Genomic DNA, 24,325 nt, shown 5'->3' with positions numbered 1-24,325 from the left:
CCGCCTGAGGGTTCAGCGCTGCCCGATCTCGGGTTCCGGTTCGACTTCTGTCGTACCGCACGACGCTCGGTGCACCAGGCGGCGGGCGTCGTCACGCAGTCCTCACCGCACGGGAACCGTGATCACCGGGCAGTGCGCCCGGTGCAGCAACCCGTGGACGACTGATCCGAGTCGCATCCCCGTGTAGCCGCCCTTGCCTCGACGGCCCACGACCACGGCGAGGGCGTGCTCGGCGGCACCGGCGAGCTCCTCCACCGGGTGCCCTGTCAGCACCTCGTGCGTCAACACGACGTCCGGGTACTCCTGCGACCAACCTGCCGTCGTCTCGGACAGCATGCGTCGTTGCCCCTGGAGCGCGGCCTCCTCGTCGTGGTGCAGGAACGGCGGTGGCTGCCACACCGACACGGCGCGCAGCTTGGCCCCCCTCAGGTCGGCCTCTTCGAACGCAATCGCAAGGGCCGCCTTCGAGGACTCGCTTCCGTCGATGCCCACCACCAGGTAGGGCGGCTGTTGAGTGACGTGCTCGGCGTCGCCCACGACGACGACCGGACACTGCGCCTGCGCACTGACGGGGACGACCAGGGAGCCGGCGCTGAGGAACTCCGAGGTCCGGCTCAGGTGACGGGAGCCGAGCACGATCATGCGGGCCCGCCTCGACAGTCGACCGATCGCCGGAGCGGGGAACCCCTCGACGAGATCCACGACCGCTTCGACCTCCGGGTGTCGCTCCCTGCTCCAGGCGGCAGCCGCGCCGAGGGCGTCCGAGGCCTCCTGGTGCAGGGCGATGCTGCGCGGCGTGTCGTCGACGTGTTGCGTGTCGTGCTGGGGAGGTACGGCTACGACGAGTCGCAGCCGTAGCCGGCGTCGCCCGGCCTCGTCCACCGCCCAGGCCACGGGCAGACGCCAGTCCCTGGCCGGGTCGATGCCGACGACGATCTCCTGGTGTTCACCCGCGTCGCTCACGATTCGCTCCCGTGCTTGTCCGTGTGGCGCGGAATGAGCTGCACGGGGCAGTGGGCATGGTGGACCAGGCTGTGCGTGACTCGCCCGAGGGTGGGCCCGAGGTAGCTGGGTGACCGTCGGCCGCCCATCACCAGCAGGTCCGCCTGGCGCGAAGCCTCAACCAGAACAGAGGCCACTGACGTGCTCTTCTCCGCGTCCACCTGCACGGTCAGGTCCGGGAACTCCTCCCGGATCCGGTCCGCCACCGCGTTCAGGTGATGGACCTGCTCGTTGGCGATTTCCTCCACGTCGTCGAGCAGGGTCACGACCTCGCCGACGGACTGCAGGATGTTCCACACGTGCAGCAGCCGCAGCGAGCCCTCGCGGATCCGTGCCTCGCGTGCGGCGTACCGTGCGCAGTCGAGGTCGTGTTCGTCGCGGACAGCGGCGAGCACCGCACCCGTGTTGGCGCCGCTCTCGGTGCCTCTGACGATGATGACGGGCGTCTTCGCTCCCGCTGCGACCTTCAGGCCGACCGATCCGAGCATGAGGGAGCTGAAACCGCCCAATCCCCGGCTGCCGACCACGATGGTGCCGTGGAGGCCTGCGGACTGGTGGAGGCTCGTGTCAGGTGCGCTACGGCTGAACTCGGGGTTGACTTGCAGGCCGGGAAACTGCTCGGTGACCGCGGCCGCCGTGGCATCCAACAGTTCGCGGCCTGCCTGGCGGACACGCTCGATGCTCTTCGCGGAGACGTGGAGGACCCGGCCGTCGGCGTCGGACCCGTGCACGATGTGCAACGGACGCTCGCGGCGTGCGGCCTCCGCCGCTGCCCACATTGCCGCCTGGCGGGCCGGTTCTGAGCCGTCGATGCCGACGATGACGGCGCCGAGTTCAGAGCTGCTCGTGGTGCCTTCCATGGTTCCTCCTCAGAGAGCCGCCAGGGGTCCGGCTCTCGGGTCGGTTCTTCGGGCTCCTCCACCAGGAGGGGACCCAGTCCCCGGCGGGGACCAGCGGTCCTGGTTCACGCGATACCGCGTCGAGGGTGCGGCACGGGTCCGATCGGGCCTGGCTCCGGACCATTCGGCCCTCCTCCTCTCGTGGCATGCGGCGGATCGTGGCTATCGGCGTCCTCCGGCCTTCCTGTCCGGACGGATCGCTGTGACGGCAGGAGGTGCCTCATGAAGCACATCAAGGTCGGAGACCTGATGACCGACGAGGTCGTCTCGGTCCTGACGTCCACCCCTTTCAAGGATGTCGCCAAGCTGCTGGCTCAGCACGACATCAGCGGACTGCCGGTCCTCGACGACGAGGACCGAGTGCTCGGCGTCGTCTCCGAGAGCGACCTGATCGGTCGCGTAGCCTCCGGTCACCCACCGATGGGCGAAGAGCCCGGTGCCGGCCGAGGTGGGGCCGTGTTCCCATCCGAGGTGACGTTCACCGCTGGTGAGGCCATGTCCGCACCAGCCGTCACGGTTCACGCGGACGAAACCGCGGCAGGAGCCGCCCGGCTGATGGCCCGCCGAGGCGTGGAGCGGCTGCCCGTCGTGGACGACGAGGACCGCCTCGTCGGTATCGTCACCCGCCGTGACCTGCTCCGGCTCTTCCTGCGACCGGACTCGGAGATACGACACCGCGTGGTCGCGGACATACTCGTGGACACCATGGGGCTGGGCGCGGAGGCGGTCACCGTCCACGTGGTCGACGGCATCGTGACCCTGGAGGGCCGGCTGGAGCGACGGAGCCAGATTCCGGTCCTGATCCGCCTCACCAACCAGCTGGACGGTGTGGTCGCGGTAGCCCCCCGCCTGACGGCCCGCATCGATGACTCCCAGCTCACCCCACTGCACCGCAGCGCTCTCGGGATGTCCCTGTGACCGCGACGTCCGGTGTGGACCGTCCGGGGGACGCCCGGAAGACCGCTCGCCGCGCTTACGGCCGTCATCCAGCGTGGACTCTGTCTCCTTGAAGATTCCAAGGCGAGGAGAGACCCGGCCATGGATCACTCGATCATCCACAAAGAGTCCGGACCCGATGCCACCTTCATGCTCCAGGACTACGAGCAGGCCCGTACGGATTTCACTTGGGACTGGGCTCGATCCCGGCTGTCCGGGCTCCCGGGAGGCGGGCTGAACATCTCGCCGAAGGCGAGTTCCATGAGACGGCCAACCTCGCGGCCCTGTCCGTCTGCTCCAACGACCGGAGGAACTGTGAACCGCGACGAGGCCCTGGTACTGATCAAGGACGTTCTGACCGACGTGGTCCCCGGCGCCGACGCGGCGGCGCTCCCGCCGGGCGAGAACTTCCGCGACAACCTGGAGATGGACTCGCTGGACTTCCTCAACTTCATCGAGGCACTGAGCGAGCGCACCGGGCTCGCCCTGCCCGAGTCCGACTATCCGGCCTTGAACACCCTGGACGGCAGCGCGGGCTACATCGCCTCGCGCACCTCCGTGACGTAGCGGGGGCTGGTCGGCCCCGTAGAGGGCCACTCGGCCCCTCCTCGGTCATCGTGCCGCAGGCGACGCTGAAGGAGGACCTCGGCCCCGCGCCGCCCAAGGAGATTCTGGCCATGAAGCACCATGTGACCGTCGGCGTGGACGGCTCTCCGGAGAGCGGGCCGCGGCCCGTTGGGGCTCCCGGGAGGCGGCCCTGCGCGAAGTGCCGCTGAGACTCGGTGACCGTACACGACGGGGTCGTCTCCTTGAGCGGCCGGGTCGAGGAGCGGTCCACCGTTCCGGTCGTGGAACGACCGTGCCGGTCGGTCGACGGGGTCGTCAGCGTGGACCAGGCGCTCGGTTACGCGGTCGACGACCTGTCGACGGCTGCCGATCCGGACCGCGCCGCCCATTGACCCCTCACAGCAAAAGGCGGAAAGAGCCCGCCCGCTTCTCGCGGATCCCGATCGTGCGGTGCACGGCCGCCAGCCGCTTCTCCGCATCCTCTCAGGGACTCTTTCCGTCAATGTCATGAAAGCACGCCCGACATGATCGACAACAGGGCTGGTCAGCCCGAAGTGAGCCCCTGACGGCCCTACCGCCGACGGGCACAGGTGTCCACGCTCGGACGTATCAGGACTCCGCTACTGGAGGCATCATGAAGCAGCTTCGCACCGTCGAGGACGTGATGACGCACGCCGTCATCTCCGTCGACCGCAGAGCACCGTTCAAGGAGATCGTGGAGGCCATGCGGCAGTGGCGGATCAGCGCCCTGCCCGTCCTGTCGGAGGAAGGACGGGTCGCCGGCGTGGTGTCCGAAGCGGATCTGCTGCTCAAGGCCCAGGGCGCGGACGAGTCCCGCGCAGTCACTGCCGGGCAGCTGATGACCGTACCGGCGGTCACCGTGACCAAGGACGCCACCATCCCCGGCGCCGCCCGCCTGATGGCCCGCGGCCACCTCAAGAGGCTCCCCGTCGTCGACGGCGACGGCCGCCTCGTCGGCGTGGTCAGCCGGGGCGACCTCCTCAAGATCTATCTCCGCCCCGACGCGGACATCGCCGAAGACCTCCGCCGGCTGATCACGGCCGAGCTCATCCCCGTCGGCTCGGCCATGGTCCAGGTCCATGTGGCCGACGGCATCGTCCACCTGGACGGCTCCATCCCCGACCCGGCCCTCAAGGACGTGCTGGTCCGTGTCGCGCGCACCGTACCCGGGGTCGTGGACGTCACGGCCGTGCGCCTCGACACCGAAGTCCGCGCGTGAAGGAGGCCGAATATGAGGCACCGCAGCGTCGCCGACCTGACGACCCCGACAGCCGTCAGCGTCCAGCGCGGCACCCCGTTCAAGGAAATCGCCAGACTCCTGAAGGAGTTCGACATCTCCGCCGTACCCGTGGTGGACGAAGCAGAGCGCCCCGTGGGCGTCGTCTCCGAAGCCGACCTGCTCCGCAAGCGCAGTTCCGGCAACGGCGCGAACACCGCCGCCGATCTCATGACCAGCCCCGCCATCACCGCCCGGACCGAATGGAGCGTCGTCCGCGCAGCGCGGGTCATGCGGGGGCGCCAGGTCAAGAGACTGCCCGTGGTGGACGCCGCCGGCCGGCTGATCGGCATCCTCAGCCGCAGTGACCTGCTTCAGCTCTTCCTGCGCAGGGACCACGCGATCCAGGAGGAAATCCGCGAAGACGTCCTGACCCGCACCCTCGGGCTCAGCCCGTCGTCGCTGACCGTCGAGGTCACCGACGGGCTGGTGCCCCTCGGCGGGACCGTCGGCCGACGCAGCCTGGTCCCCATCGTGCTGTGGCTGTGCCAGAGCGTCGACGGAGTCGTGGACGTGGTCAAGCGGCTCGACTACGAGCAGGACGACGTGTCGGTCAGCGCTGGGCCGGCCACCGAGCGGTAGGAGAAGAACATGAAGCATCGGGAAGTCCGCGAGCTGATGACCCGCGAGGTCGTCACGATCCCCAACAACGCCCCCTTCAAGGACATCGCCCGCACCCTGACGGAGCACAAGGTGTCGGCCGTCCCGGTCGTCGACCATTCCGGCCACCCGCTCGGCGTGATCTCGGAGCGGGACCTGCTGCCGAAGTCCGCAGGCCAAAGCGACTACTTCCGGTCTCTTCCCGAACGGGAGGCCTGGCAGGAGGACAAGGCCGCAGGAACGCGCGCCGAGGAGCTGATGTCCTCGCCCCCCGTGTGCGCCAGACCGGACTGGACCGTCGCCGAAGCCGCCCGGTTGATGGAAGCCCAAGGAGTCAAGCGGCTCCTGGTCGTGGACGACTCGGACGTCCTGATCGGAATCGTCAGCCGACGGGACCTGCTGCGGATCTTCCTCCGGGACGACGAGCACATCCGTCACGAGATCATGAGTGATGTGCTCGAACTCGGCGTGCGTCAGAGCCCCTCGGCCATCACCGTGGCCGTCACCGACGGCCGGGTCGAACTGCACGGAACCGTCGACTTCAGGAGCCTCATCCCGCTCATCGAACGCCTCTGCCGGACCGTGGACGGCGTGGTCTCCGTAACCCAGCATCTCGGATACGCCATCGACGACACGAACTCAGCCTGAAGAAGCCGCCGCTCCGCCCCGACACGGGCGGAAACGACCTCCCTGACCCGTGTGGACCCCTGCCGAGAGAAGCCACCATGAACGATCGAATCGTCGTCGGCCTCGACGGATCCGCGGAAAGCCTCGCGGCAGCCCACTGGGCGGCGCGAGAGGCCGTCCTGCGAGGGGCGCCGCTCCACCTCGTCCACGCCGAGGAATGGTCATCGCCCCGCGACCTCCCGGTGCCGACGAGCGAGGTGCGCCGCCGTTGGGCCCGGGCGCTGCTGAACGAGATCGCCGACGAACTGCGCGCGAGCCACCGCGAACTGGACGTCAACATCCGGTCACTCGACGGCAGACCGGCCGCCTAGTTCGCCGTCGTCGCGGACGACGCAAACATGATCGTTCTGGGTTCCCGGGGACTGGGCACCGTCACGGGCTTCGTCCTCGGTTCCGTCGGCATGGCGGTCATCCAGGCGACGGGACGGCCGGTGGTCATGGTGCGGGCGAGCGAGGACGCGGTGCCGCACCCCGACGGCTGGCACGCAGCCGTGAGCTGCTGGTGGGTGTTGACATCAGCCGGCCGTGCGACGCACTGCTCGCCTTCGCCTTCGCCTTCGAAGCGGCGCGGCGGGCCCTCCACGTCCGGCACAACTGGGCGCTGCCACCTCTGGTGGGATACGGCGCGGCATACGATCCGAGAGTTCACGCCCAGCTCGAAATGAGCGCGAACGGCTCTCTGAGCGACAATTCTGGGGCCCTGGCGGGACAAGTACCCCGATGTCGGCGCCATTGCGCGCGCGAGCGCCGGGCACGCCGCCACTGAGCTCGTCGAGAGGTCTTCCGAAGCGGGTCTCATGGTCGTCGGCCGCCGCATCCGAAGGTCCTCGATAGGCGCGCACATCGGACCGGTCACCCACGCGGTCCTCCACCACGCCAAGGCGCCCGTCGCCGTCATCGCGCACGAATAGCGGCGCAGGACGACGTGCTGCGGCCTACCGCTCCGCGCAGATCGTCTCGACGAAGTGACCTACCTGCTCCTCGGACAGGTGCCTGGCGAGATCGGCCTCGCTGATCATCCCAACGAGGCGGTGATCGGCGATCACCGGGACCCGCCGGATCCGGTGATCCTGCATCGTCTGCAGCACCTGGCTCGTGTCGGCGCCCGCGTCGACCGTGATCGGCTTGCCCTGCGCGAGCTGCCCGGCTGTCATGTGGTGCGGGTCCTTGCCCTTGGCCAGGCACTTCAGCACGATGTCACGGTCGGTGATGATGCCGTGCAGACGGTCGTCGGGCCCGCAGATCGGCAGTGCACCGACGTCCAGTTCGCTCATCCGCCGGGCCGCGTCCATGAGCGTCTCGGTCTCCTGTACGCAGGTGGCACCGCTGTGCATGATGTCCCGTGCGGTGGTCATGGCTGCCTCCTCACGTGCGTATCCCTGTCCATCTCCAGTCTGGGCTCGGGCCCAGCGCCACGCTCGTCGACGCGAGATCATGGGTGCGTGGCTTCTCCGCGCCATGGGGAGCAGCCCAATCCACCGCGCCAGAGGGGGCCGATCGGTCCCACGGGGGGCCGACCGGCCCCTCAACAGGAGGCCGCCGGGCAGTCAGGCTGAATTGAGCGGGAAGCGCCGACCCATGAAGAAGGAGATGCGGGCCATGGCGAACCGAGTGACCGTCGGCCTCGACGGGTCCCCGGAAAGCACGGCGGCTGCCCGCTGGGCAGCCCATGAAGCCGAGCTCCTCGGTGCCTCCCTGGACCTGGTCCACGCAGAGGAGTGGCTGGAGAATCCCCCGCTTCCCGTCACGACCACAGAGGACCGTCGACGGTGGGCCGAGGCCGTCCTGCGCGACACCGCCGAGGACGTGCGCCGCGTGCATCCGTCGTTGAAGGTCGACACCCGCCGAGTGAGCGGGCTGCCTTCCCTGGCGCTCACGCACGCCGCCGAGGATTCCGACATGCTCGTACTCGGCTCGCGCGCGCTCGGCAGCGTCGCCGGGTTCCTCGTCGGATCCACCGGCTTCGCCACGGTCACCGAGGCGGCGCGCCCCGTCGTGTTGGTCCGGTCAGCGGACCGCGCGGGCAATCCGCCGGACGGCGCCCGCGACCGCGGGCCCGTCGTGGTCGGCGTGGACATCCACCAGCCCTGTGACAAGCTGCTCGCCTTCGCCTTCGAGGAGGCGTCCCACCGCCACTGCCCGCTCGTGGTCGTCCACGGCTGGTCGCCACCGCCCATCCTCAGCTATGCACCGGCTCTCGACCCCGGGGTCGAGCAGGAAATGTCCAACGGCATCGTCACCACACTGGACGAGATGATCAGCCCCTGGCACGAGAAGTACCCTTCGCTGCAGGTCGACTCCCGGGCCACCATCGGCCAGCCGGCGATTCAGATCCTCGACGCGGCCTCCACCGCCGCCCTCGTCGTCGTCGGCCGCCGTATCCGCCACTCCGCATTCGGCGCTCACATCGGCCCCATCGCACACGCTGTGTTGCACCACGCGGTCTCGCCGGTCGCCGTCATCGCCCACGAGTGAGCACACCGCACAGGCAGGAAAATCCCATGACCGCACCACTTCCGGACCCGGCAGAGATTGTTCCGCTCATCGAGGATGCCGTCACGGCTCCGTCCATGCACAACGCCCAGCCGTGGAAGTTCCTCTACCGACCGGCCTCCGGGCTCATCGAGCTGCACGGTGACCCGGGCCGTGCCATGCCCCGTGCCGACCCGGACCACCGTGCCCTCCACCTGGGCTGCGCCGCCGCGTTGTTCAACCTACGGGTGTCCGCGGCCTCGGCAGGCTGGGGCGCAAACGTGCGGTTGCTGCCCGACCCGGACGATCCGTGGTTGCTGGCCGCTGCCGACTTCCAGGAACCCGGGCCCACGGACAGGGATCTCGGAGCCCTCCACCCAGCCATACGGCGGCGTCACACCAGCCGATTTCCTTTCGCGGAGGACGAGATTCCGCCGGCGCTGCTGGACGATCTGCGAGCCGCCGCTCTTCTCGAAGGGTGTCGCCTGGCCGTGCCGGACGCTTGGCACACCGACACGGTGCTGGGCCTGGTGCACGACTCCGAGCACCGCGAGGAGATCGATCCCGCGATGACGGCGGAGACGATGGCGTGGACACGTGCCGGCACGCCGGAAGGGCAGACCCGCCCCGACGGAATCCCCGTAGACGCCTTCGGTCCGAAGCAGGCGGGTCACGGTGGGGTCGTGCGTGACTTCGGTCGCTCCCGGCGCATTCCTGGGCGCGGATGGGCCACGTTCGAACAGAATCCGCACATCGTGCTGCTGGGTACTTCGGGTGACAGGCCCGAGGACTGGCTACGAGCAGGACAGGCCTTGCAGCGGGTGCTCCTTCAAGCCACCGCCGACGGGCTGGTCACCTCCATGACCTCACAGCCGCTCGAATGGCCCGCGCTCCGCTGGGCGGTGCGCGATCCCGGCTCGGCGATGACCCACGTCCAGATGGTGATCCGGCTCGGCTACGGACCGCAGGGTCCGGCGACGCCCCGGCGCCCAGTGTCCGAGGTACTGGACATCCGCTGAAACCGGAGACGAAGCTGTCATGTGCCTCGGCACGTGCCTCGGCGATCGGCCGCTCGTCTCGGCACTCATGACTCTGGATAGATACCTCGGGCCGTGGCCGCGGCGCCTGCCCGAACGGCTTCGACAGCGCTCTGGTGCACGGTCCGAGTGGCTCGTTCGCTGCAGGACAGGGGGCTTCCGGTCATGGTGCACCACTGGGGGGCACCGCCGTACTGCACCGCGATGTGGGCTTGTCCGTCCTTCCAAATCGTGCGTACGCTCACCTCGCCGGTGATAACCCCGGCTTCGTCGGTGCGGACGCCACCCGCGCCGGTGAACACTCCTGTGGTCGTCCACGTCGGTGTCATGTCCCGTGTCCCCTTCCTCCCCGCTTCGCAAGGACCCCACAGGGCCATGCTCCACCGGGCAGGAGGGGTGGTGCAGGGCTGAATGGCCCCCCGGCCAGGGCCGCACGGCCCAAACAACACGGCACCTCCTGCGCGCAGATCCGAGGCCCAGGACAGGGAAACGGTTCAGTCGGCCCGAGCCATGACCGTGTCTCCGGATTCGGCCATGCACGACATGCGGCATTACTCCGGCAGGACGTTCGTTGCGGCGAGCGTGCCGCTGCACGCGGCACCGCCTCACTCCTCAGTCCGGCTCCATGTAGGGGCGGCGGAAGACCGGGGCCTGGCCGGAGCCGTAGGGGCGTACGGCCGCCATCGCCTGGATGACGGCGGCCTCCAGAAGGCCGCCGGTGTCGATGGGGACGGCCTCCTCCCACGGCGACTCCGTGGCCGCCATGGCCGTGGCCACCTCAGGGGTGGCGTCGGATGCTCCGGGGGCGCGGGTGGTCAGGCGCGCTGCCGACACGTCTCCCGGTGCCTGGCAGTGCAGGGCCACCAGGTCGGCGCTGGTGCGTTCGGCCATGTGCAGGGCGGCTTCGCGCTGTCCCGCATCGGACCAGGTGGCGTCTAGGACGACGGACTCGCCCAGGGACAGCAGGGTGGACGCCCGGTCGAGCAGGGCCTCGTACGTCCTCGCGGTCCATTCGGGCGTGTACAGCCCTTCGCCGTAGTCGGCGGCCGCAGACTCCTCCGCCGGGATGCCTGCCAACTCCTTGCGCAGGCGGTCGCTGCTCAGCAGCGTGACACCAAGGCGATCGGCCAGTGCACCGGAAAGCGTGGACTTCCCACTGCCTGGGAGGCCGCCGACGAGGGTCAGGCCGACAGCGGAGGTACGCAGGTGGCGCAGCGTCGTGGTGACCAGTCGCCGCGCTGCCACCTCTGCGCCGCGAGCGCCTTGAGCTGCCTGGATCAGGGACACCTTGGCACGGACGAACGCACGGTAGGCGACGTAGTGGTGCCACAGGGACGGCGGTGCGGGGTCGCCGGAATACTCGCCGTACTGGGCCAGGAAGAACGCCGCGGCATCCGGGGCACCCGTCTGCTCCAGGTCCATGGCGAGGAAGGCCGCATCGTCGAGACCGTCGACGGAGCGAAGGCGGTCGTCGAACTCGAGGCAGTCCAGGACGCGGGGTCCGTCGTCGAGGCAGAAGATGTCCTGGGCAAGCAGGTCACCGTGGCCGTCGACTACCCGCCCCTGCTCGATACGCGCGTCGAACATTTTCTCGCGGCCGACGAGATAGCGACGCACCAAACGCTCGATCTCCTCCACCCCGTCGAGCAGCTGGACGTCTTCGGTCAGTCCCCTGACCTGCGTGAAACTCGCTTCCCAGCGCGCGGACAGCGCGTCCCGCCTGCCCTGCTCGTCGATGTCCGGGCCTCGGGGCGCGTCCGCGTGACGGGAGGCGAGCAGGCGTGCAACGGTCCGCAGAGCGTCGTCGACGTCGGCGCCCTGGCTCACGAGCAAGGACAGGCGTCGTTCCGCCGGCATGCGGCGCATCACCACGAGCGGTTCGGACGTGTCCGCGTCCGGGCTGCGGAATTCTCCCAGTCCCAGGTAGACGTCAGGGGCGAAGCGGCGGTTGAGAGCGACTTCCTGTTCGCACGCGGCACGCCGGGCGGCCGTGGTCGTGTAGTCGAGGAACCCCAAGTCGACCGGCTTCTTGACCTTGTAGGCGCGGTCACCGACGAAGAACAGCACGGCCGTGTGCGTCTCGCACACCTCTGCCCGCGGGAGCCGCGAAACATCGAGGCCGGCGCCGGTCCGGAGCACGGACGCGTCGGCCCGGTGCGCCGGCACCGACGGCTCCACGCGGTGGCTCGGCTCAGTCATGGGGAATGACGGCGACGGGACAGCGCGCGTGATGGACGGCGGCGGTGGCCACGGAACCGATCGGGGGTGCGAGTGCGGGGCGGTGCCTGCGTCGGCCGACGACCAGTAGTCCTGCACCCTCGGCGCTCCGGACCACGACCTTGGTAGGGCTTTCAAGACCGATGCCGGGAGTCACCTCCACGCTCGGGAACTTCTCGCGCCAGGGACGAAGGACGTCGCTCAGGAGCTTCTGCGCGTCCTGCCTGATCTTCTCGGTCACGTCGTGGTCCGTGCCCCGGGGAGCGTGAGCGTGGAGGGGCATGCGTCGGCCGTGGACGGCTTGCAGGGGAACGCCCCGTGCCGCAGCGGCGGCGAAGGCGAACGCGAGCAGGTCGTCGCACGGACCGTGCAGTTTCAATGCCGCCACTACGCCGCCTGAGGCACCTGGAGCGGACGGCGGACCCTCTTCGCGCGTCCCGGCGCGCACCAGGACCACCAGCCGCTCGGCCCGTGCGACGACCGGCATGCTGATGTCGCCCAGGAAATAGCTCACGACGGGCTCCAGCCCCCGCGAGCCGAGCACGGTCATCTCGGACTCCGCTGCCGCCTTCAGCAGTGCATCCTGGGCATCCTCGGCGACCAGATCGCCGACGATGGTCAGGCCCGGGTGGCGCGCCTGGAGCTCGGCCTTCGCGTTGCCCACGATCCGCTCCGCCCAGTAGTTCTGATCCATCTCGGCGGGAATGTGGGTCGGCTCCGGCGCCAGGAGGGGCCACGCGTGCAGCAGCCGCAGCGTGAGTTTGCGGCGGGCGGCTTCGTCAGCGGCCCAACGGGCGGCTGCAAGGCTCTCGGGTGAGCCGTCGAGGCCCACGGTGACGACTGACTCCATGCCGACTGCTCCGTCTGGTAGATGACTGGAATGGCGGTGAGGTGTCCGTCCGGCCGGCCCGGAGCCCTGTCTCCGCGCTCCCGCCGGTAGCCGTGCAGCGACCGTAAGCGGTACTCGACGAAGCCTCTGTGCCAACGCGCCGAGCACACGACCGCATGTCATCCGAGCAGCACTCAAAGCCTCCCCGCAGCCCGGGTAGCGACACCTTGCGGACCGCTCGCAGGCTCGCGCGGAACAACCGGTCACGGCTGGGCGTGATCAGTGGGTGCGCTCGATGTCCAGTTCCAGGAAGTGGGCCGAACAAGAGATGCACGGGTCGTGGTTGCGGACGGCCCGCTCGCACAGCCGGGTGAGCTCGGCCTCGGTGCCCTCACCCCGCTCGAGGCCGGCTTGGACCAGCCGACGCAGGTCCTCCTCGATGGCGCCCTGGTTCTGGGCGGTCGGCGGCACGATGCGGGCGTCCGTGACACGCCCCCCGCCGTCGAACGCATAGCGGTGGTAGAGCAAGCCGCGCGGCGCCTCCGTGGCACCGTGCCCGATGCCGGCCCGGGCCGGCACACCTACGTACGGGCTGGCCGGACGCTCGTACTCCGCGATGATCCGGAGGGCCTCCTCCACCGCGTACAGGACTTCCACCGCCCGGACGAGGATGCTTCGGTACGGGTTCCTGCAGACCTCTCCCCGCCCGGCACCCGCGCGCGACGGGGGGTCACCCAGTCCGGCTTCCCGTGCCGCTTCCAGAGCCAGCGGGGACAGGAGGTGGCCGCTCACCGCCCAGCGGGCAAGGGAGCCGGTGAGGTGCCTTCGGCCGTCCAGCCGGGAGTGGAGGGCGGTGGAGTGGGACACCTGCTCCTCGGCCACGTGGTCGGTGAAGTCACGCAGGGGGAAGCTGTACGGCGGGAGCGTCTCGTCGTACGGGAGCACGGTGGGCACGCCGGACTCGATGGCGTAGGTGCCGGTCTCGGCGAGGGCGAGCAGGTCGGCGATGCACTCGGCGTCCGGGAATGCGAAGCCGGCGACCCAGCGCACCGTGTCCCAGGCGTCGTCGAGGGCGGTACGCAGCCGTTCTTCCAGGGGTCGGAGTTCGGCGCGGGTCGGAGCGCGGTGGAAGCCGCCGATCCGGACGTTGACAGGGTGGATGGCCCGGCCCCCTAGCAGTTCGACCACGGCGTTGCCGGCCTGCTTCAGGCGCAGTCCGCGCTTGACGTCCTCCAGATGGGAGCGGGACAGACCGATCACGTCGTCTTCGCCGAGGAAGTCCGGTGCGTGCAGCATGTGGATGTGCAACGTCTGGCTCTCGATCCATTCGCCGCAGTACAGCAGGCGGCGAAGGGCTGCCACTTGTCCGTCGACGAAAACGCCACACGCGTCCTCGATGGCCCGGCAGGCACTCATCTGGTAGGCGACCGGACAGATCCCGCAGATGCGGGAGGTGAGGTCGGGTGGCTCCGTGTGCGCTCTGCCCCGGAGGAAGGCCTCGAAGAACCGCGGCGGCTCGTAGATCTTGAGCCGCGCCTCGATGACCGTGCCGTCGTGGATCCTCAGGTGCAGCGCGGTCTCCCCCTCGACACGGGCGAGTGACGGGATGCGCAGCTCCTGGGACCGGGGCGTGGGATCGCTCATCCGGGTCCTTCCGCGTCGGTCGGGCCGGGCCGCTCTTGCTCCTCCACGGCGGTGAAGGCGGTCACGTTGAAGGTGTGCAGGAACCTGCCGATGTCGTCCTCGCTCATCCCGTCGCGCTGCATGAGCGGGACCAGCGCGGGAAGGTTCGTGGTTCCGGCCGGCCCGAAGCAGCCGTAGCAGCCGCGCCCGTAGGTCGGGCACAGGGCTCCGCAGCCCGCGTGGGTGACGGGGCCGAGGCAGGGCGTTCCGCGGGCGACGGTGACGCAGACGTTGCCGCGCCGCTTGCAGGCGAAGCAGACGCTGTGGTTCGGGATGGCGGGCTTGCGTCCGGCGAGGAAGGCGGTGATGACCTCGACGAGCTGACCGCGGTCGATGGGACAGCCGCGCAGTTCGAAGTCGACGGGTACGTGGGCGGAGATCGGTGTGGAGGTCGCGAGGGTCTCGATGTACTCGGGGTCGGCGTAGACGGTCGCCAGGTACCCTTCGACGTCGGCGTAGTTGCGCAGCGCCTGGACACCGCCCGCCGTGGCGCAGGCACCGATGGTGACGAGGTGGCGGGCATCGGCGCGGATGCGCCGGATGCGCTCCACGTGCTCGGGTGTGCTGACCGAGCCTTCGACAAGGACGAGGTCGTACGGGCCGGGCGCGGCGGCGCTGGACGCTTCCAGGAAGTGGGCGATCTCCAGTTCGGCGGCGATGCCGAGCAGTTCGTCCTCGCAGTCGAGGAGGGTGAGCTGGCAGCCGTCGCAGGAGGCGAACTTGAACACGCCGAGGCGGGGGCGGACAGGAGGCTGGGGTGTGGTGGGGGTGCTCATCTCACAGTTCCCGGACGGTGAGCAGGGGCTCGGCCTGGTCGTAGCCGATGACCGGGCCGTCGCGGCAGAGCAGCAGGGGCCCGAGCTGGCAGTGTCCGCAGTGGCCGGTGGCACAGCGCATGTTGCGTTCGAGGGAGACCCTGATGCGGTCGGGACGTACCCCCTGGTGGATCAGCGTGCGTGCGGTCGCGCGCATCATCACCTCGGGACCGCAGACGAAGGCGACCGTGTCCGACGGTGTGAAACGGGCTTCGCGGAGCAGCGTGGTGACGACTCCGACCCGGCCGGTCCAGCCGCCGGAGGGCCGGTCGACGGTGACTGCGGCGAACGGTCTTCCCCAGGCGGGGAACTCGTCTTCGTAGAGCAGGTCGGTGGGGGTCCGGGCACCCGCGAGGACGTTCAGCCGCCCGAAGGCGTGGGGCTCGGTCAGGACGGTGTCGACGAGGGGACGGAGCGGGGCGAGCCCGATGCCGCCGGCAATGACGAGCAGGTCGTTGCCGTGGGCGGCAGCCATGTCCCAGGCGGTGCCGAAGGGGCCGCGCACACCGACCCACCCGCCGGTCCGCAGGCCGCACAAGGCACGGGAGACCGCGCCGACGGCGCGGACCGTGTGCGTGAGCCGGTGCCCGCCCGCAAGCCGGGACACGGACACGGGGATCTCGCCGACACCGAACGCGTACAGCATCGCGAACTGGCCGGGTGCGAAGGGCTTCAGGGCATCCGCGGCAGGCTCCAGTACGAGCGTGACCGTGTCGTCCGTCTCGTCACGTCGGTCCACCACGCGGTAGGAGAGGGGCGTGAGTGTCATGGCACCGGCCCGCTCCCCTGCGGTCCCGGCGGTCCGTAGAGGTCGAGCAGCCGGGTGCGGGTGGCTCGGAGCCGGTCGCCGATGGTCTCGGCGACGAAGGTGACCAACGACAGGCCCAGCGCCGTGTCCTCGGCGCACAGGTCATGGACCGCGGCGGCATCGAATTCCCAGGCGCGGACGGGCTCCCGGGTCTCGGCCGCGAGGTGCCACTGCCGGGGTGGGCACAGCCATGACCAGCCAAGCAGGCTGCCCGCACCGACGGTCTCGACGACCACTCGCCCCCGGCCAGGCATGTGGACGTCGAGCGCGACCGTGCCCGAGCGGATGATCCAGAAACGGTCGGCCTTCTCCCCTTCCTCGAAGATCCGCGTGCCGCCTGGAAGGGCGACTTCACGGGCGAGGGCCATCAGCTTCCTGCGGTGCTCCGTCGTCAGAGCGGGGAACACCCCCTCGCCGGGAGGCTCGTCCGGATGCGGGGTCACGGCGTCCTCTTCCGCTGCGTGGCTTCCTGGTGCAGGGCGCGGGCTTCCTCGGTGAGGTCGATGCCTGTGGGACACCAGACGATGCACCGGCCGCAGCCGACACAGCCGGAGCTGTCGAACTGGTCGTGCCAGGTACCCAGCTTGTGGGTGAGCCACTGGCGGTATCGGCTGCGCGGGCTGGACCGGACCGGGCCGCCGTGGAGGAGCGAGAAGTCCAGGTCGTAGCAGGAGTCCCAGAGGCGCCAGCGCTCGGCGTGATCGCCGGTCAGGTCGGTGACGTCCTCCGTGGTGGTGCAGAAGCAGGTGGGGCAGACCATGGTGCAGTTGCCGCAGCTCAGGCACCGGGCGGTGACGTCGTCCCAGCGCTCCGCCTCCAGGTTGTCCCGCATCAGCGTGCGCAGGTCCACCGGCGGCATGGAGCGGCCCATGCGTTCGGCGGCGGCGCTCACCGCCTGGGTCGCAGCGGCTCGGGTGGAGCCATCTGGGCTCCGGCGCGGTAGTTCCGCCAGGACCGCGGCTCCCTCCTCGCTCCCGCTCCGGCACAGGAAGCGGTGGCCCGCATCGTCCACGACCTCGGTGAGGGCGAGGTCGTATCCGGCGTCCGCGGCCGGCCCGCTCCCCATCGAGACACAGAAACAGGTGGCACCCGGCTCGGTGCACTCGGCCGCGATCAGGAAGGCACCCGTCCGCCGGGAGCGGTAGGTGGGATCCCGGTACCGGCCTCCGCTCATCACCCGGTCCAGGATCTGAATGGCACGCAGATCGCAGGGCCGCACGCCGAGGAACGCGTACGATACGCTCTCCTGCTTCTCCTGCCGGACGACCGGCGCACCGTCGGGGCCCCGGTCCGCGGACCACTGGCGGACGCGCTCCGGATGCAGGAACGACTTCCACGACTGGGGCCCCGCGCTGTGCGCGAAGGCCGCCCCGTCCTCGCGGCGGCGGAGCCGGTACCGCCCCGCCTCCAGCTCGACCCCCCACCCGTAGGGAAGCGCATCGGCGGATTCCAGCTCGTCGAGGACGATCGCGCCGTCGCGTACGGTCGGGCCGATCACCGTGCGGCCGCGCCGCTTCAGAACACGCACGAGCGCAGCCAGACCGTCACAGCCGAGAACCGCCTCCGCCTGGTGGTCGAGGACGGCTCCGGCATCCGAAGCGTCGGTCATGGTGCACCTCTCGGTCTCCACGTGCCTAGATCCGGCAGCATGTCAGACCTGCGGGCTCCCGGGTTCGAACCCGGTCCGGCGAGTCCGCTCGCCGTGCCGGCGGACGTCGTCCTCGATGCGCCGGGCCAGAAACGGCAGGACGGCCGCCACGGCCGGGGTGAGCCCCGTACCCAGCGAGCGGTCCGCCCCCTCGACCGCGTAAACGATGAGACGGCCGGGGCCGCGCCCGAGACGGTCGGCGAGACACAGGGCTTCGGCCAGCCCCAGCCCGTGAGTGCTCTGCCTGCCTGCGGCAGCCGGGTGCGGCATCTCGCCCGAGGACACACACCACCGGTGTGTTCGCCCGGGCTGCGCCGCAGGTGGGAAGCAAGCGTCGACGACGAGGGTGAGGGCCTTGCCTTCCCAGAGGCTGATCAGTCGGCCGGGGTCTCCGTCGCACCGTGCGAGCTCGGTACCGGACGGGAGAGGTCGCTGTGCTTCCCGTGCGCACAACAACGCGATGGTGGCCCACCCCACTCCGTCATCGCGTCGGAACTCGTTTCCGATCCCGATGACCGCCGTGCCGGCGAGCGGCTTCATGGGTACCCGCTTCCTCTTCGGGCGTTTCCAGGCACAGCATGCCCTGCTCGCAGGACGAGGTCCCGTGCCACGGGGCAAACGGTGTATGACGCGGTACCGAGTGAGGGATGGGGCCCCAATGCCCTTCGCTCTGCGCTACGTGGATAGTCGACCGAAGCGCCGCCGCGAGAGCCGGGTGCCGGCCCGGTTCCCCGGCGGCCAGAGGACAGACCGCGACCGCGGTCATCAGCGCCGTGGTCGACTCCGGACCGACGGAGAGGAGACGAGAGGCGTCAGACGGTGCGTACAGCACCAGGGCCCGGAAGTACGGCACGGCCCGGCGACGGGCGGCAGGCCCGCGACGCCCGCAGAGGCCATGACCAGGGCCACAAGGTATCGGTGACAGTGATACCTGCGAGCGCGTCCCCTCGCAGCCAGCAAGGGGCTGGCTTGCAGACGAACCCCCGTGTCGGCACGACTCCACCTCCGGTCAACGACGACAGGCTTGCGCACGAACGGCGCCGGACGGGCAGACGGGCAGACGGGCAGACGGGCGAGGTCGCCGGGCACGCCGGGAGACTCACGGCAGGGCGTGGTCACCCGTGCCAGCCTGCCGTCCGTGGTCGCGCGCGAACGCGTCGAGCGTTTGCCTGGGCGGGCCGTGGGTGTGCAGGAAGCGCTCGTCCAGGATGGTGGCGAGGTCTTCCAGGGCGGCACGCAGCACCGTGGAGGCGAGCCGGACATCCCGGTTCCCGGCTTCCGCAGCCTCATCGGCGATGTCGAGGGCGTAGCCGATCTGACGGGCGAGGGAGGTCCGGTCGTCGCCGTCGTGGAAGTAGTAGGACTCCGCGTACTGGAGGAAATCGACCGCTGCCACGGACAGCGCCGTGGCCAGGCTGTCCAGCATGGCCGCCCCGGCCGGGGAGTCGATCTGTTCCTTCGAAGCATGGGTACGGGAGAGGTGGGAGAGCCGCAACGCCAGCGCCCTGCGGCGCGCCAAGGCCGGATAAATGCCGAGGATCCAGGAGACCGCCGCGGTCAGAAGGGCGAACCCGACCAGTGCCTCCAGGGGCGCGAGGAGGCGCAACCAGCCCTCGGCGGGTGCGACGTCACCGAGGCCGAGCGTAGAGAGCGTGACCAGCGAGACGTACGTCGCGTCCAGCAGGCTCGCATGGTCGTCGGGCCGCAGCCCACCCGCGTACACGAACGCCTCGGGCATGTGAGGCCAGTAGATCAGCGCCCAGCCCGCCGCCACCGTCAGGGCCCAGAGGGCGACGACGGACACCATGGCGAGCGGGCCGGCCAGGCCGGCTGCCGTGCGTCGGGGGCCCAGGACGGACGACAGCCGCCACAGTGTGGTCATGACCAGGCGGCTCAGCCCGCCGTGACGCGTCGGGTGCCACAGCGTGTGGAACACGTCCCGCAGGATCAGCAGGACCAGGGCCGCGCCCGTGACCGTCACCAGCCGATCCATCCGGCCCCCCTTTTCCACCACGTTTCGCCCAGGTTCGCGCACCTCCACGGCCACTGATCGCAGGCCACGCCGTCCCCCGGTGTCGGAAGCACGGTGAGGGCCTCACCCGGTGGCCGACAGCGGCCGAGGTTGCGAACCCAGACGGAACCCTGTGACGAGTTCGGCCCGGATACGCAGAACGTCGGCCGTCGGCTGGTTCGACCACGGGTCGAGCAGCACCTCAAGCCGTTTGGCCTCGTCGCGGTTCTCGACGAGTTCGGCGTAGCCGATCACCACGACACTCCAGCCGAGGTGCGTGTCGGGGTCGATGGCATCGGCTTCGTAGGCGAGGACGATGCCGGGTTCGCCAGGCGTCGCCACCAGCGACGCGTGTGAAGCGCCTTCGTCCAGCCGGACGAGCACGTCCTCCCCGTCGACGACGTGCCTCATCGGCCGGATGGCCGGCAGCGCCTGGTGGGTGAAGACGATGCGGCCCAGCGGGACGGTGCCCAGGAGCCGCAGCCCTTCAGAGCGGTCCAGCTGCTCCGTGGACCGCACCGGGTCCGGGACAGGGCCGTGGTCCGGCCTCCAGGCGCTTTCATGATCCATCACACGGCCCTCCGCTCCGACAGCGTCTCGTCGGCCTCGGCTTCACCCAGCGTCCTTGCCTCCTCGCACGCCGTGCCAGGGCCGAACGGTCCCCTGTCCTGCGGAATCGGGGGCCGGTCGGGCCCGTGCCCGGCGCCTGCGGAGCCTGCGGAGCCTGCGGAGCCTCCCAGAATTGAATCGGAATCGATCGGAGGCCGCCATGAGGACCACTCCCCCCACGAAGATCGCCGGCGCGCTGCCTGCTGAGCACCGTTCCCGCCTGATGAGCGTCGCGCGGGAGGTCAACTTCCCCGAGAGCGCCCGCCTCTTCAACGAGGGCGGCCGGGCGGACAGGTTCTGGATCGTCCGAACGGGCATCGTAGCCCTGGACGTGCACGTGCCCGGCAGACAGCCGGCGGTGATCGAAAGCCTCGGGCCGGGCGAACTCGTGGGGTGCTCCTGGATGCTGCAGCCCAGTGCCTGGAGGCTGGGCGCGGTGGCCACGACCCCTGTACGCACGCACGAATTCGACGCCGCCACGGTGCGCACGCTGATGGATACCGACCCGGCTTTCGGCTCCGCGATGGGCCGATGGGTCGCGCAGGTGCTCGCGCACCGGCTGCACGCCGCCCGTGTCCGGCTGCTCGACCTCTATGCCCCGCACGGCAGTGGCAGCTATCTCTGACCGCCGGTGTCCTGCACCTGAACCCCCAGCAGTGAGGAGGGCGTCATGCCCGCGTCCCGGTACACCGTCAGCGACGTCATGACCCATACGGCCGTGGCCATCGGCCGTGAGGTGAGGAGATCGTCGAGCTGGTGGACCAGTGGAAGGTCAGCGCCGTTCCCGTGCTGGAGGGCGAGGGGCGTGTCGCCGGGGGTGGTCTCCGAGGCGGATCTGCTGCCGAAGGAGGAGTTCCGGCGGGACGACCCCCGGCTTCCCGATCAGCTGGAAGAGGCTTCCAAGGCGGGGGCGTGCTGGCCGGGAGCTGATGTCGAGCCCGGCCGTGACCGTTCACCCCGACGCCACGCTCGCCGAGGCTGCCCAGATCATGGCCCGCAAGCACGTGAAGCGCCTCCCCGTGGTGAACGGCGCGGGGATGCTGGAGGGGGTCGTGAGCCGGAGCGACCTGCTCACGGTCTTCCTGCGCACCGACGAGGAGATCGAGGAGGAGATCCGCGACGCGGTTCTCGCCGAACTCGCTCCCCCGGTGCATCTGCAGGCATCGGTGAAGGACGGTGTCGTCACCCTGTGCGGATCTCTCCGAAATCGCGCCTGGTGCCGCTGGTGGCCCGCGCCATCCGTGCCGTGGAAGGCGTGGTGGAAGTAAAGATGGAGCTAGAAGGGCAGCCCGGAGCTGCCTGAAACCCTCCACCGCCCTGCCGGCTCCGGGACGCACCACAAGGTGCGCCCGCCCGCTCCCCTGAGACAATGCGTACGACAAGACGTACGCACAGCCGATCGACTACAGGGGCGTACATGTCCGACGCGTCGGCGGCCTCCGCCGAGGCCCCCATCCAGGTCTTCCTCCTGGACGACCACGAGGTCGTACGCCGCGGCCTGTACGACCTGCTGGACGCAGAGCCGGACATCGAGGTCGTCGGCGAGGCCTCCACCGCCGAGCAGGCTCTGGCCCGCGGACCGGCGCTGCGCCCGGACGTCGCAGTGCTCGACGTCCGGCTGCCCGACGGCGACGGGATCACCGTGTGCCGCGAGCTACGCTCGCGCACGCCGGATCTCGCCTGCTTGATGCTGACCTCGTTCGATGACGAGGACGCACTGCTCGACGCGATCATGGCCGGTGCGGCCGGCTACGTCCTCAAGCAGATCAAGGGGTCGGACCTGGTCTCGGCCGTACGGACCGTGGCCACCGGGCAGTCGATGCTGGACCCCGCGACCACCGCCCGGCTGATGCACTCGCTGAGGGACCCGGAGACCGCCAAGGGCCCGGAGGACCACCGGCTGGCCACCCTCTCCGAGCGGGAGCGTTCCGTGCTCGAACTGATCGGCGAGGGCCTCACGAACGCGCAGATCGCCAAGCGACTGTACCTGTCCGAGAAGACGGTCAAGAACCACATCTCACGACTGCTGGGCAAGCTGGGGGTGGAGCGCCGGGTGCAGGCCGCCGTCATCGCCGCACGGGTCCACGGACACGGGCACGAGCCGGAGCACGGCAAGGGCCGCAGCTGAGCGCCGGCGGGGGGATCCTCACCCGGAGGGTGGGAAGTCGCCTCCATTCAGCGGTACCCGCCATTCCAGTTTCGTACCCCGACCGGTCGGCCCGGCCGCCGATACCCAGAGCTCGCCACCCAGCCGCTCGGCGCGCTCGGCGAGATTGCGAAGCCCGCTGCGACGGCCTCCCTCCGACACTCCCACTCCGTCATCGGTGACCAGTACGGTCAGTACGCCCTCGACGGCCGAGAGGGAAACTTCTGCCCGGCGCGCCTTCGCGTGCCGGGCCACGTTGGTGAGCGCCTCCCCGATGACCGCGAGCGCCTCGTCCGCGGTCCCCGGGGGTACGTCGGTGTCGATCAGGCCCTCCATCCACACGGCCGGGGCGAAGCCGAGTGCCTCGGCGGCCTCCTCCACGGCCTGCACGGCGCGGAGCCGCAGCTTCGGCGTCACCCCGGACACCTCGTGTTCACGGAGTCCGAAGATCGTCGAGCGAATGATCTTGATGGTGGCATCCAGGTCGTCGATGGCCCGGGCGAGTCGTTCCGAAGCCTCGGGATGCTCGACGAAGCGTTGGGCGCTCTGCAGGGTCATGCCGGTGGCGAAGAGGCGCTGGATGGCGAGATCGTGCAGGTCACGGGCGATTCGGTCGTGATCCTCCAGCATGCTCATCTGCTCGGCGTCCCGGCGCCGGTCGGCGAGCTCCAGGGCAAGGGCTGCTTGGCCGGCGAAGCCGGGCAGGGCCGCGATCTCGGCAGGGGCGAACCCCGGGCGGCCGCATGTGCGCGCCAGGATGAGTACGCCGCTCAGCTTCTCCTTGGTGCCGACCGTGACGGCGACGGCGGGGCCGAAGCCCTTCCAGCGTTCGGGCTGCACGGTGATCCGGTCGTCGGTCCCGACGTCGGCAACGGTGATCAGTCCGTCCTCCTCGCCGAGGGCGGCTGCGGCCAGGGTTCCCGCACTGCTGGGCAGCACGATGCCGCGATGCGTCTCGGCACCCTTTCCCAGGGCCAGCGAGCCGCTCAGCTCCCCGCCTGGGCCCACGAGGTAGAAGACACCGAGGTCTGCGCCCGTGATGTCGCGGGCCCGCTCCAGCATCCCCTCCAGTACCTCCGTCTCGGCCAGGCCGGACAGCAGTGCACTGGTGAAGTCGGAGCTGGCGGTCAGCCAGCGCTCCCGGAGACGTACCTCTTCGAAGAGGCGGGCGTTCTCGATGGCGATGCCGGCTGCCACCGCCAGGGTGGACAGGACCGCCTCGTCCTCCTCGTCGAAGTCGATGCCACCGCGCTTCTCGGTCATGTAGAGGTTGCCGAACACGTCCTCGCGGACCCGGATGGGGACGCCGAGGAAGGAGTGCATCGGGGGGTGGTGGGCAGGGAACCCGTAGGAGGCGGGGTGATCGGCCAGTTCGGAGAGCCGGAGCGGCTCGGGGTGCCGGATGAGCTGGCCGAGGATGCCGTGACCGGAAGGCAGGTCACCGATCTCGGCCCGGAGGTCGTCGCCGATGCCGACGGGGAGGAACTGGGCGAGCTCTTGGTCGTCGCCGATGACGCCCAAGGCTCCGTACTCCGCGTCGACCAGGACGACGGCGGCTTCGAGGATTCCCTGCAGAACCTGGGGAAGGTCGAGCTCGCGGCCGACGGACATCACGGCCTCGAGGAGCCCGTTGAGCCGGTCCCGGGTGCCGCGCACTTCGTCGATACGGACCTGGAGCTCTTCGAGCAATTCGTCCAGCCGGAGCCGCGGCACCCCCGGACGCACGACACCGTCCCCGCCCATGCGTAACCTCCAAGCGGCGCCCGGGGGAAGTCCGACCTGCTTCTTCACCGTATCCCCGCCCCCGCGTTTCCGCGCAGGCTGAAGGGCGTCAGCCGGAGTCGTCGGTGCCGAGATGCCGGACGTGTGCGTCCGGTCCGGGGAAGAAGAGGGTCGTCCTGCCGGTGTCCGACCAGCGGACGTCGTACGGCGGGGTGCCGTCGTCGTGGTGCAGACCGACGACTTCGCCGTCGCGACCCGCTTTGCCCACCGAGGGCCCGCCCACCACGATCTCGTCGCCGACGCGGGCGTGGGGACCGTGCTCGGACGCGTGCGCCTTCAT

The 24,325-nt window shown here is 70.0% G+C and carries 25 protein-coding genes and 3 pseudogenes; 13 read left to right on the top strand and 15 right to left on the bottom strand.

The window, feature by feature from the left end; genetic code table 11:
• Positions 1 to 102 precede the first annotated feature (102 nt).
• Both ACZ7H1_RS29645 and ACZ7H1_RS29640 read right to left on the bottom strand, forming a co-directional pair.
• Entirely contained in the window at positions 103 to 963 is an 861-nt protein-coding gene (locus tag ACZ7H1_RS29645; protein WP_470790863.1) for a universal stress protein, read from the bottom strand.
• Entirely contained in the window at positions 960 to 1,862 is a 903-nt protein-coding gene (locus ACZ7H1_RS29640) for a universal stress protein (RefSeq protein ID WP_470790862.1), read from the bottom strand. The genes ACZ7H1_RS29645 and ACZ7H1_RS29640 overlap by 4 nt, the downstream gene beginning before the upstream one ends.
• A gap of 261 nt (positions 1,863 to 2,123) precedes the next feature.
• Between ACZ7H1_RS29640 and ACZ7H1_RS29635 the strand changes: the two genes are divergently transcribed.
• The 8 genes and pseudogenes from ACZ7H1_RS29635 to ACZ7H1_RS29600 all read left to right on the top strand — a co-directional run bounded on the left by ACZ7H1_RS29635 (position 2,124) and on the right by ACZ7H1_RS29600 (position 6,899).
• A complete protein-coding gene (locus ACZ7H1_RS29635; RefSeq protein WP_470790861.1) occupies positions 2,124 to 2,819 on the top strand; it encodes a CBS domain-containing protein in 696 nt (231 codons plus the stop codon).
• 333 nt (positions 2,820 to 3,152) lie between these two features.
• On the top strand, positions 3,153 to 3,404 hold the full coding sequence (locus ACZ7H1_RS29630) for an acyl carrier protein (protein ID WP_470790860.1): 252 nt from the start codon (positions 3,153 to 3,155) through the stop codon (positions 3,402 to 3,404).
• A 215-nt stretch (positions 3,405 to 3,619) separates the two neighbouring features.
• A complete protein-coding gene (locus tag ACZ7H1_RS29625; RefSeq protein ID WP_470790859.1) occupies positions 3,620 to 3,796 on the top strand; it encodes a BON domain-containing protein in 177 nt (58 codons plus the stop codon).
• Positions 3,797 to 4,038: 242 nt separating this feature from the next.
• On the top strand, positions 4,039 to 4,644 hold the full coding sequence (locus ACZ7H1_RS29620) for a CBS domain-containing protein (RefSeq protein ID WP_470790858.1): 606 nt from the start codon (positions 4,039 to 4,041) through the stop codon (positions 4,642 to 4,644).
• Positions 4,645 to 4,656: 12 nt separating this feature from the next.
• Positions 4,657 to 5,283 carry a CBS domain-containing protein gene (locus tag ACZ7H1_RS29615; RefSeq protein WP_470790857.1) on the top strand — a complete coding sequence of 209 codons (627 nt, stop codon included), beginning with the start codon at positions 4,657 to 4,659 and terminating at the stop codon, positions 5,281 to 5,283.
• Positions 5,284 to 5,292: 9 nt separating this feature from the next.
• Positions 5,293 to 5,949: a CBS domain-containing protein gene (locus ACZ7H1_RS29610; protein WP_470790856.1), complete on the top strand. Its 657-nt coding sequence runs from the start codon at positions 5,293 to 5,295 to the stop codon at positions 5,947 to 5,949.
• 77 nt (positions 5,950 to 6,026) lie between these two features.
• Positions 6,027 to 6,653, top strand: a pseudogene (locus tag ACZ7H1_RS29605) (universal stress protein).
• 24 nt (positions 6,654 to 6,677) lie between these two features.
• Positions 6,678 to 6,899: a universal stress protein gene (locus tag ACZ7H1_RS29600; protein WP_470790881.1), complete on the top strand. Its 222-nt coding sequence runs from the start codon at positions 6,678 to 6,680 to the stop codon at positions 6,897 to 6,899.
• A gap of 24 nt (positions 6,900 to 6,923) precedes the next feature.
• On the opposite strand, the gene ACZ7H1_RS29595 is transcribed toward ACZ7H1_RS29600, so the two are convergent.
• A complete protein-coding gene (locus tag ACZ7H1_RS29595) occupies positions 6,924 to 7,343 on the bottom strand; it encodes a CBS domain-containing protein (RefSeq protein ID WP_033223198.1) in 420 nt (139 codons plus the stop codon).
• A gap of 244 nt (positions 7,344 to 7,587) precedes the next feature.
• On the opposite strand from ACZ7H1_RS29595, the gene ACZ7H1_RS29590 reads away from it, so the two are divergent.
• Together ACZ7H1_RS29590 and ACZ7H1_RS29585 are read left to right on the top strand one after the other, a co-directional pair.
• Positions 7,588 to 8,463, top strand: a complete 876-nt coding sequence (locus ACZ7H1_RS29590) for a universal stress protein (protein WP_470790855.1) — start codon at positions 7,588 to 7,590, stop codon at positions 8,461 to 8,463.
• Positions 8,464 to 8,489: 26 nt separating this feature from the next.
• The gene (locus ACZ7H1_RS29585; RefSeq protein WP_470790880.1) at positions 8,490 to 9,479 is read left to right on the top strand and encodes an Acg family FMN-binding oxidoreductase; all 990 of its coding nucleotides are present in this window, start codon (positions 8,490 to 8,492) and stop codon (positions 9,477 to 9,479) included.
• 630 nt (positions 9,480 to 10,109) lie between these two features.
• Here ACZ7H1_RS29585 and ACZ7H1_RS29580 read toward each other — a convergent pair.
• The 10 genes from ACZ7H1_RS29580 to ACZ7H1_RS29535 all read right to left on the bottom strand — a co-directional run bounded on the left by ACZ7H1_RS29580 (position 10,110) and on the right by ACZ7H1_RS29535 (position 20,078).
• Positions 10,110 to 11,585, bottom strand: a complete 1,476-nt coding sequence (locus tag ACZ7H1_RS29580; RefSeq protein WP_470790879.1) for a bifunctional aminoglycoside phosphotransferase/ATP-binding protein — start codon at positions 11,583 to 11,585, stop codon at positions 10,110 to 10,112.
• Between the two features lie 103 nt (positions 11,586 to 11,688).
• Positions 11,689 to 12,564: a universal stress protein gene (locus tag ACZ7H1_RS29575; protein ID WP_470790854.1), complete on the bottom strand. Its 876-nt coding sequence runs from the start codon at positions 12,562 to 12,564 to the stop codon at positions 11,689 to 11,691.
• A gap of 258 nt (positions 12,565 to 12,822) precedes the next feature.
• On the bottom strand, positions 12,823 to 14,187 hold the full coding sequence (locus ACZ7H1_RS29570) for a Ni/Fe hydrogenase subunit alpha (RefSeq protein WP_470790853.1): 1,365 nt from the start codon (positions 14,185 to 14,187) through the stop codon (positions 12,823 to 12,825).
• A complete protein-coding gene (locus ACZ7H1_RS29565) occupies positions 14,184 to 15,002 on the bottom strand; it encodes an NADH-quinone oxidoreductase subunit B family protein (protein ID WP_470790852.1) in 819 nt (272 codons plus the stop codon). Before ACZ7H1_RS29565 ends, ACZ7H1_RS29570 begins: the two co-directional genes overlap by 4 nt.
• A gap of 1 nt (position 15,003) precedes the next feature.
• Positions 15,004 to 15,810: an FAD/NAD(P)-binding protein gene (locus tag ACZ7H1_RS29560; protein WP_470790851.1), complete on the bottom strand. Its 807-nt coding sequence runs from the start codon at positions 15,808 to 15,810 to the stop codon at positions 15,004 to 15,006.
• Positions 15,807 to 16,292 carry a cyclic nucleotide-binding domain-containing protein gene (locus ACZ7H1_RS29555; RefSeq protein ID WP_470790850.1) on the bottom strand — a complete coding sequence of 162 codons (486 nt, stop codon included), beginning with the start codon at positions 16,290 to 16,292 and terminating at the stop codon, positions 15,807 to 15,809. Before ACZ7H1_RS29555 ends, ACZ7H1_RS29560 begins: the two co-directional genes overlap by 4 nt.
• Positions 16,289 to 17,458, bottom strand: coding sequence for a 4Fe-4S dicluster domain-containing protein (locus ACZ7H1_RS29550; protein WP_470790849.1), 1,170 nt, complete (start codon positions 17,456 to 17,458; stop codon positions 16,289 to 16,291). Before ACZ7H1_RS29550 ends, ACZ7H1_RS29555 begins: the two co-directional genes overlap by 4 nt.
• Positions 17,459 to 17,500: 42 nt before the next feature.
• Positions 17,501 to 18,037 (bottom strand): hydrogenase maturation protease, encoded by a 537-nt coding sequence (locus ACZ7H1_RS29545; RefSeq protein ID WP_470790848.1) that lies wholly within the window; start codon positions 18,035 to 18,037, stop codon positions 17,501 to 17,503.
• 559 nt (positions 18,038 to 18,596) lie between these two features.
• Complete coding sequence (locus tag ACZ7H1_RS29540; RefSeq protein WP_470790847.1) at positions 18,597 to 19,490, bottom strand: potassium channel family protein; 894 nt, start codon at positions 19,488 to 19,490, stop codon at positions 18,597 to 18,599.
• Between the two features lie 102 nt (positions 19,491 to 19,592).
• Positions 19,593 to 20,078, bottom strand: coding sequence for a pyridoxamine 5'-phosphate oxidase family protein (locus ACZ7H1_RS29535; RefSeq protein WP_470790846.1), 486 nt, complete (start codon positions 20,076 to 20,078; stop codon positions 19,593 to 19,595).
• A gap of 199 nt (positions 20,079 to 20,277) precedes the next feature.
• Here ACZ7H1_RS29535 and ACZ7H1_RS29530 point away from each other — a divergent pair, with 199 nt between their 5' ends.
• From ACZ7H1_RS29530 to ACZ7H1_RS29520, 3 genes and pseudogenes are all read left to right on the top strand, one after another.
• The gene (locus ACZ7H1_RS29530; RefSeq protein ID WP_470790845.1) at positions 20,278 to 20,742 is read left to right on the top strand and encodes a Crp/Fnr family transcriptional regulator; all 465 of its coding nucleotides are present in this window, start codon (positions 20,278 to 20,280) and stop codon (positions 20,740 to 20,742) included.
• A 45-nt stretch (positions 20,743 to 20,787) separates the two neighbouring features.
• Positions 20,788 to 21,420, top strand: a pseudogene (locus ACZ7H1_RS29525) (CBS domain-containing protein).
• Between the two features lie 114 nt (positions 21,421 to 21,534).
• On the top strand, positions 21,535 to 22,245 hold the full coding sequence (locus ACZ7H1_RS29520; RefSeq protein WP_470790844.1) for a response regulator: 711 nt from the start codon (positions 21,535 to 21,537) through the stop codon (positions 22,243 to 22,245).
• Positions 22,246 to 22,263: 18 nt separating this feature from the next.
• Here the strand turns inward: ACZ7H1_RS29520 and ACZ7H1_RS29515 are convergent, their stop codons facing one another.
• Both ACZ7H1_RS29515 and ACZ7H1_RS29510 read right to left on the bottom strand, forming a co-directional pair.
• Complete coding sequence (locus ACZ7H1_RS29515) at positions 22,264 to 24,006, bottom strand: sensor histidine kinase (RefSeq protein WP_470790843.1); 1,743 nt, start codon at positions 24,004 to 24,006, stop codon at positions 22,264 to 22,266.
• Between the two features lie 109 nt (positions 24,007 to 24,115).
• A pseudogene (locus ACZ7H1_RS29510) lies at positions 24,116 to 24,325 on the bottom strand (DUF1918 domain-containing protein); the annotation flags it as partial.

Source organism: Streptomyces sp. NPDC037401 (genome assembly GCF_055602345.1).
Note: the sequence above shows the minus strand (reverse complement) of the source record. Positions and strands in the feature narration are given on the sequence as shown.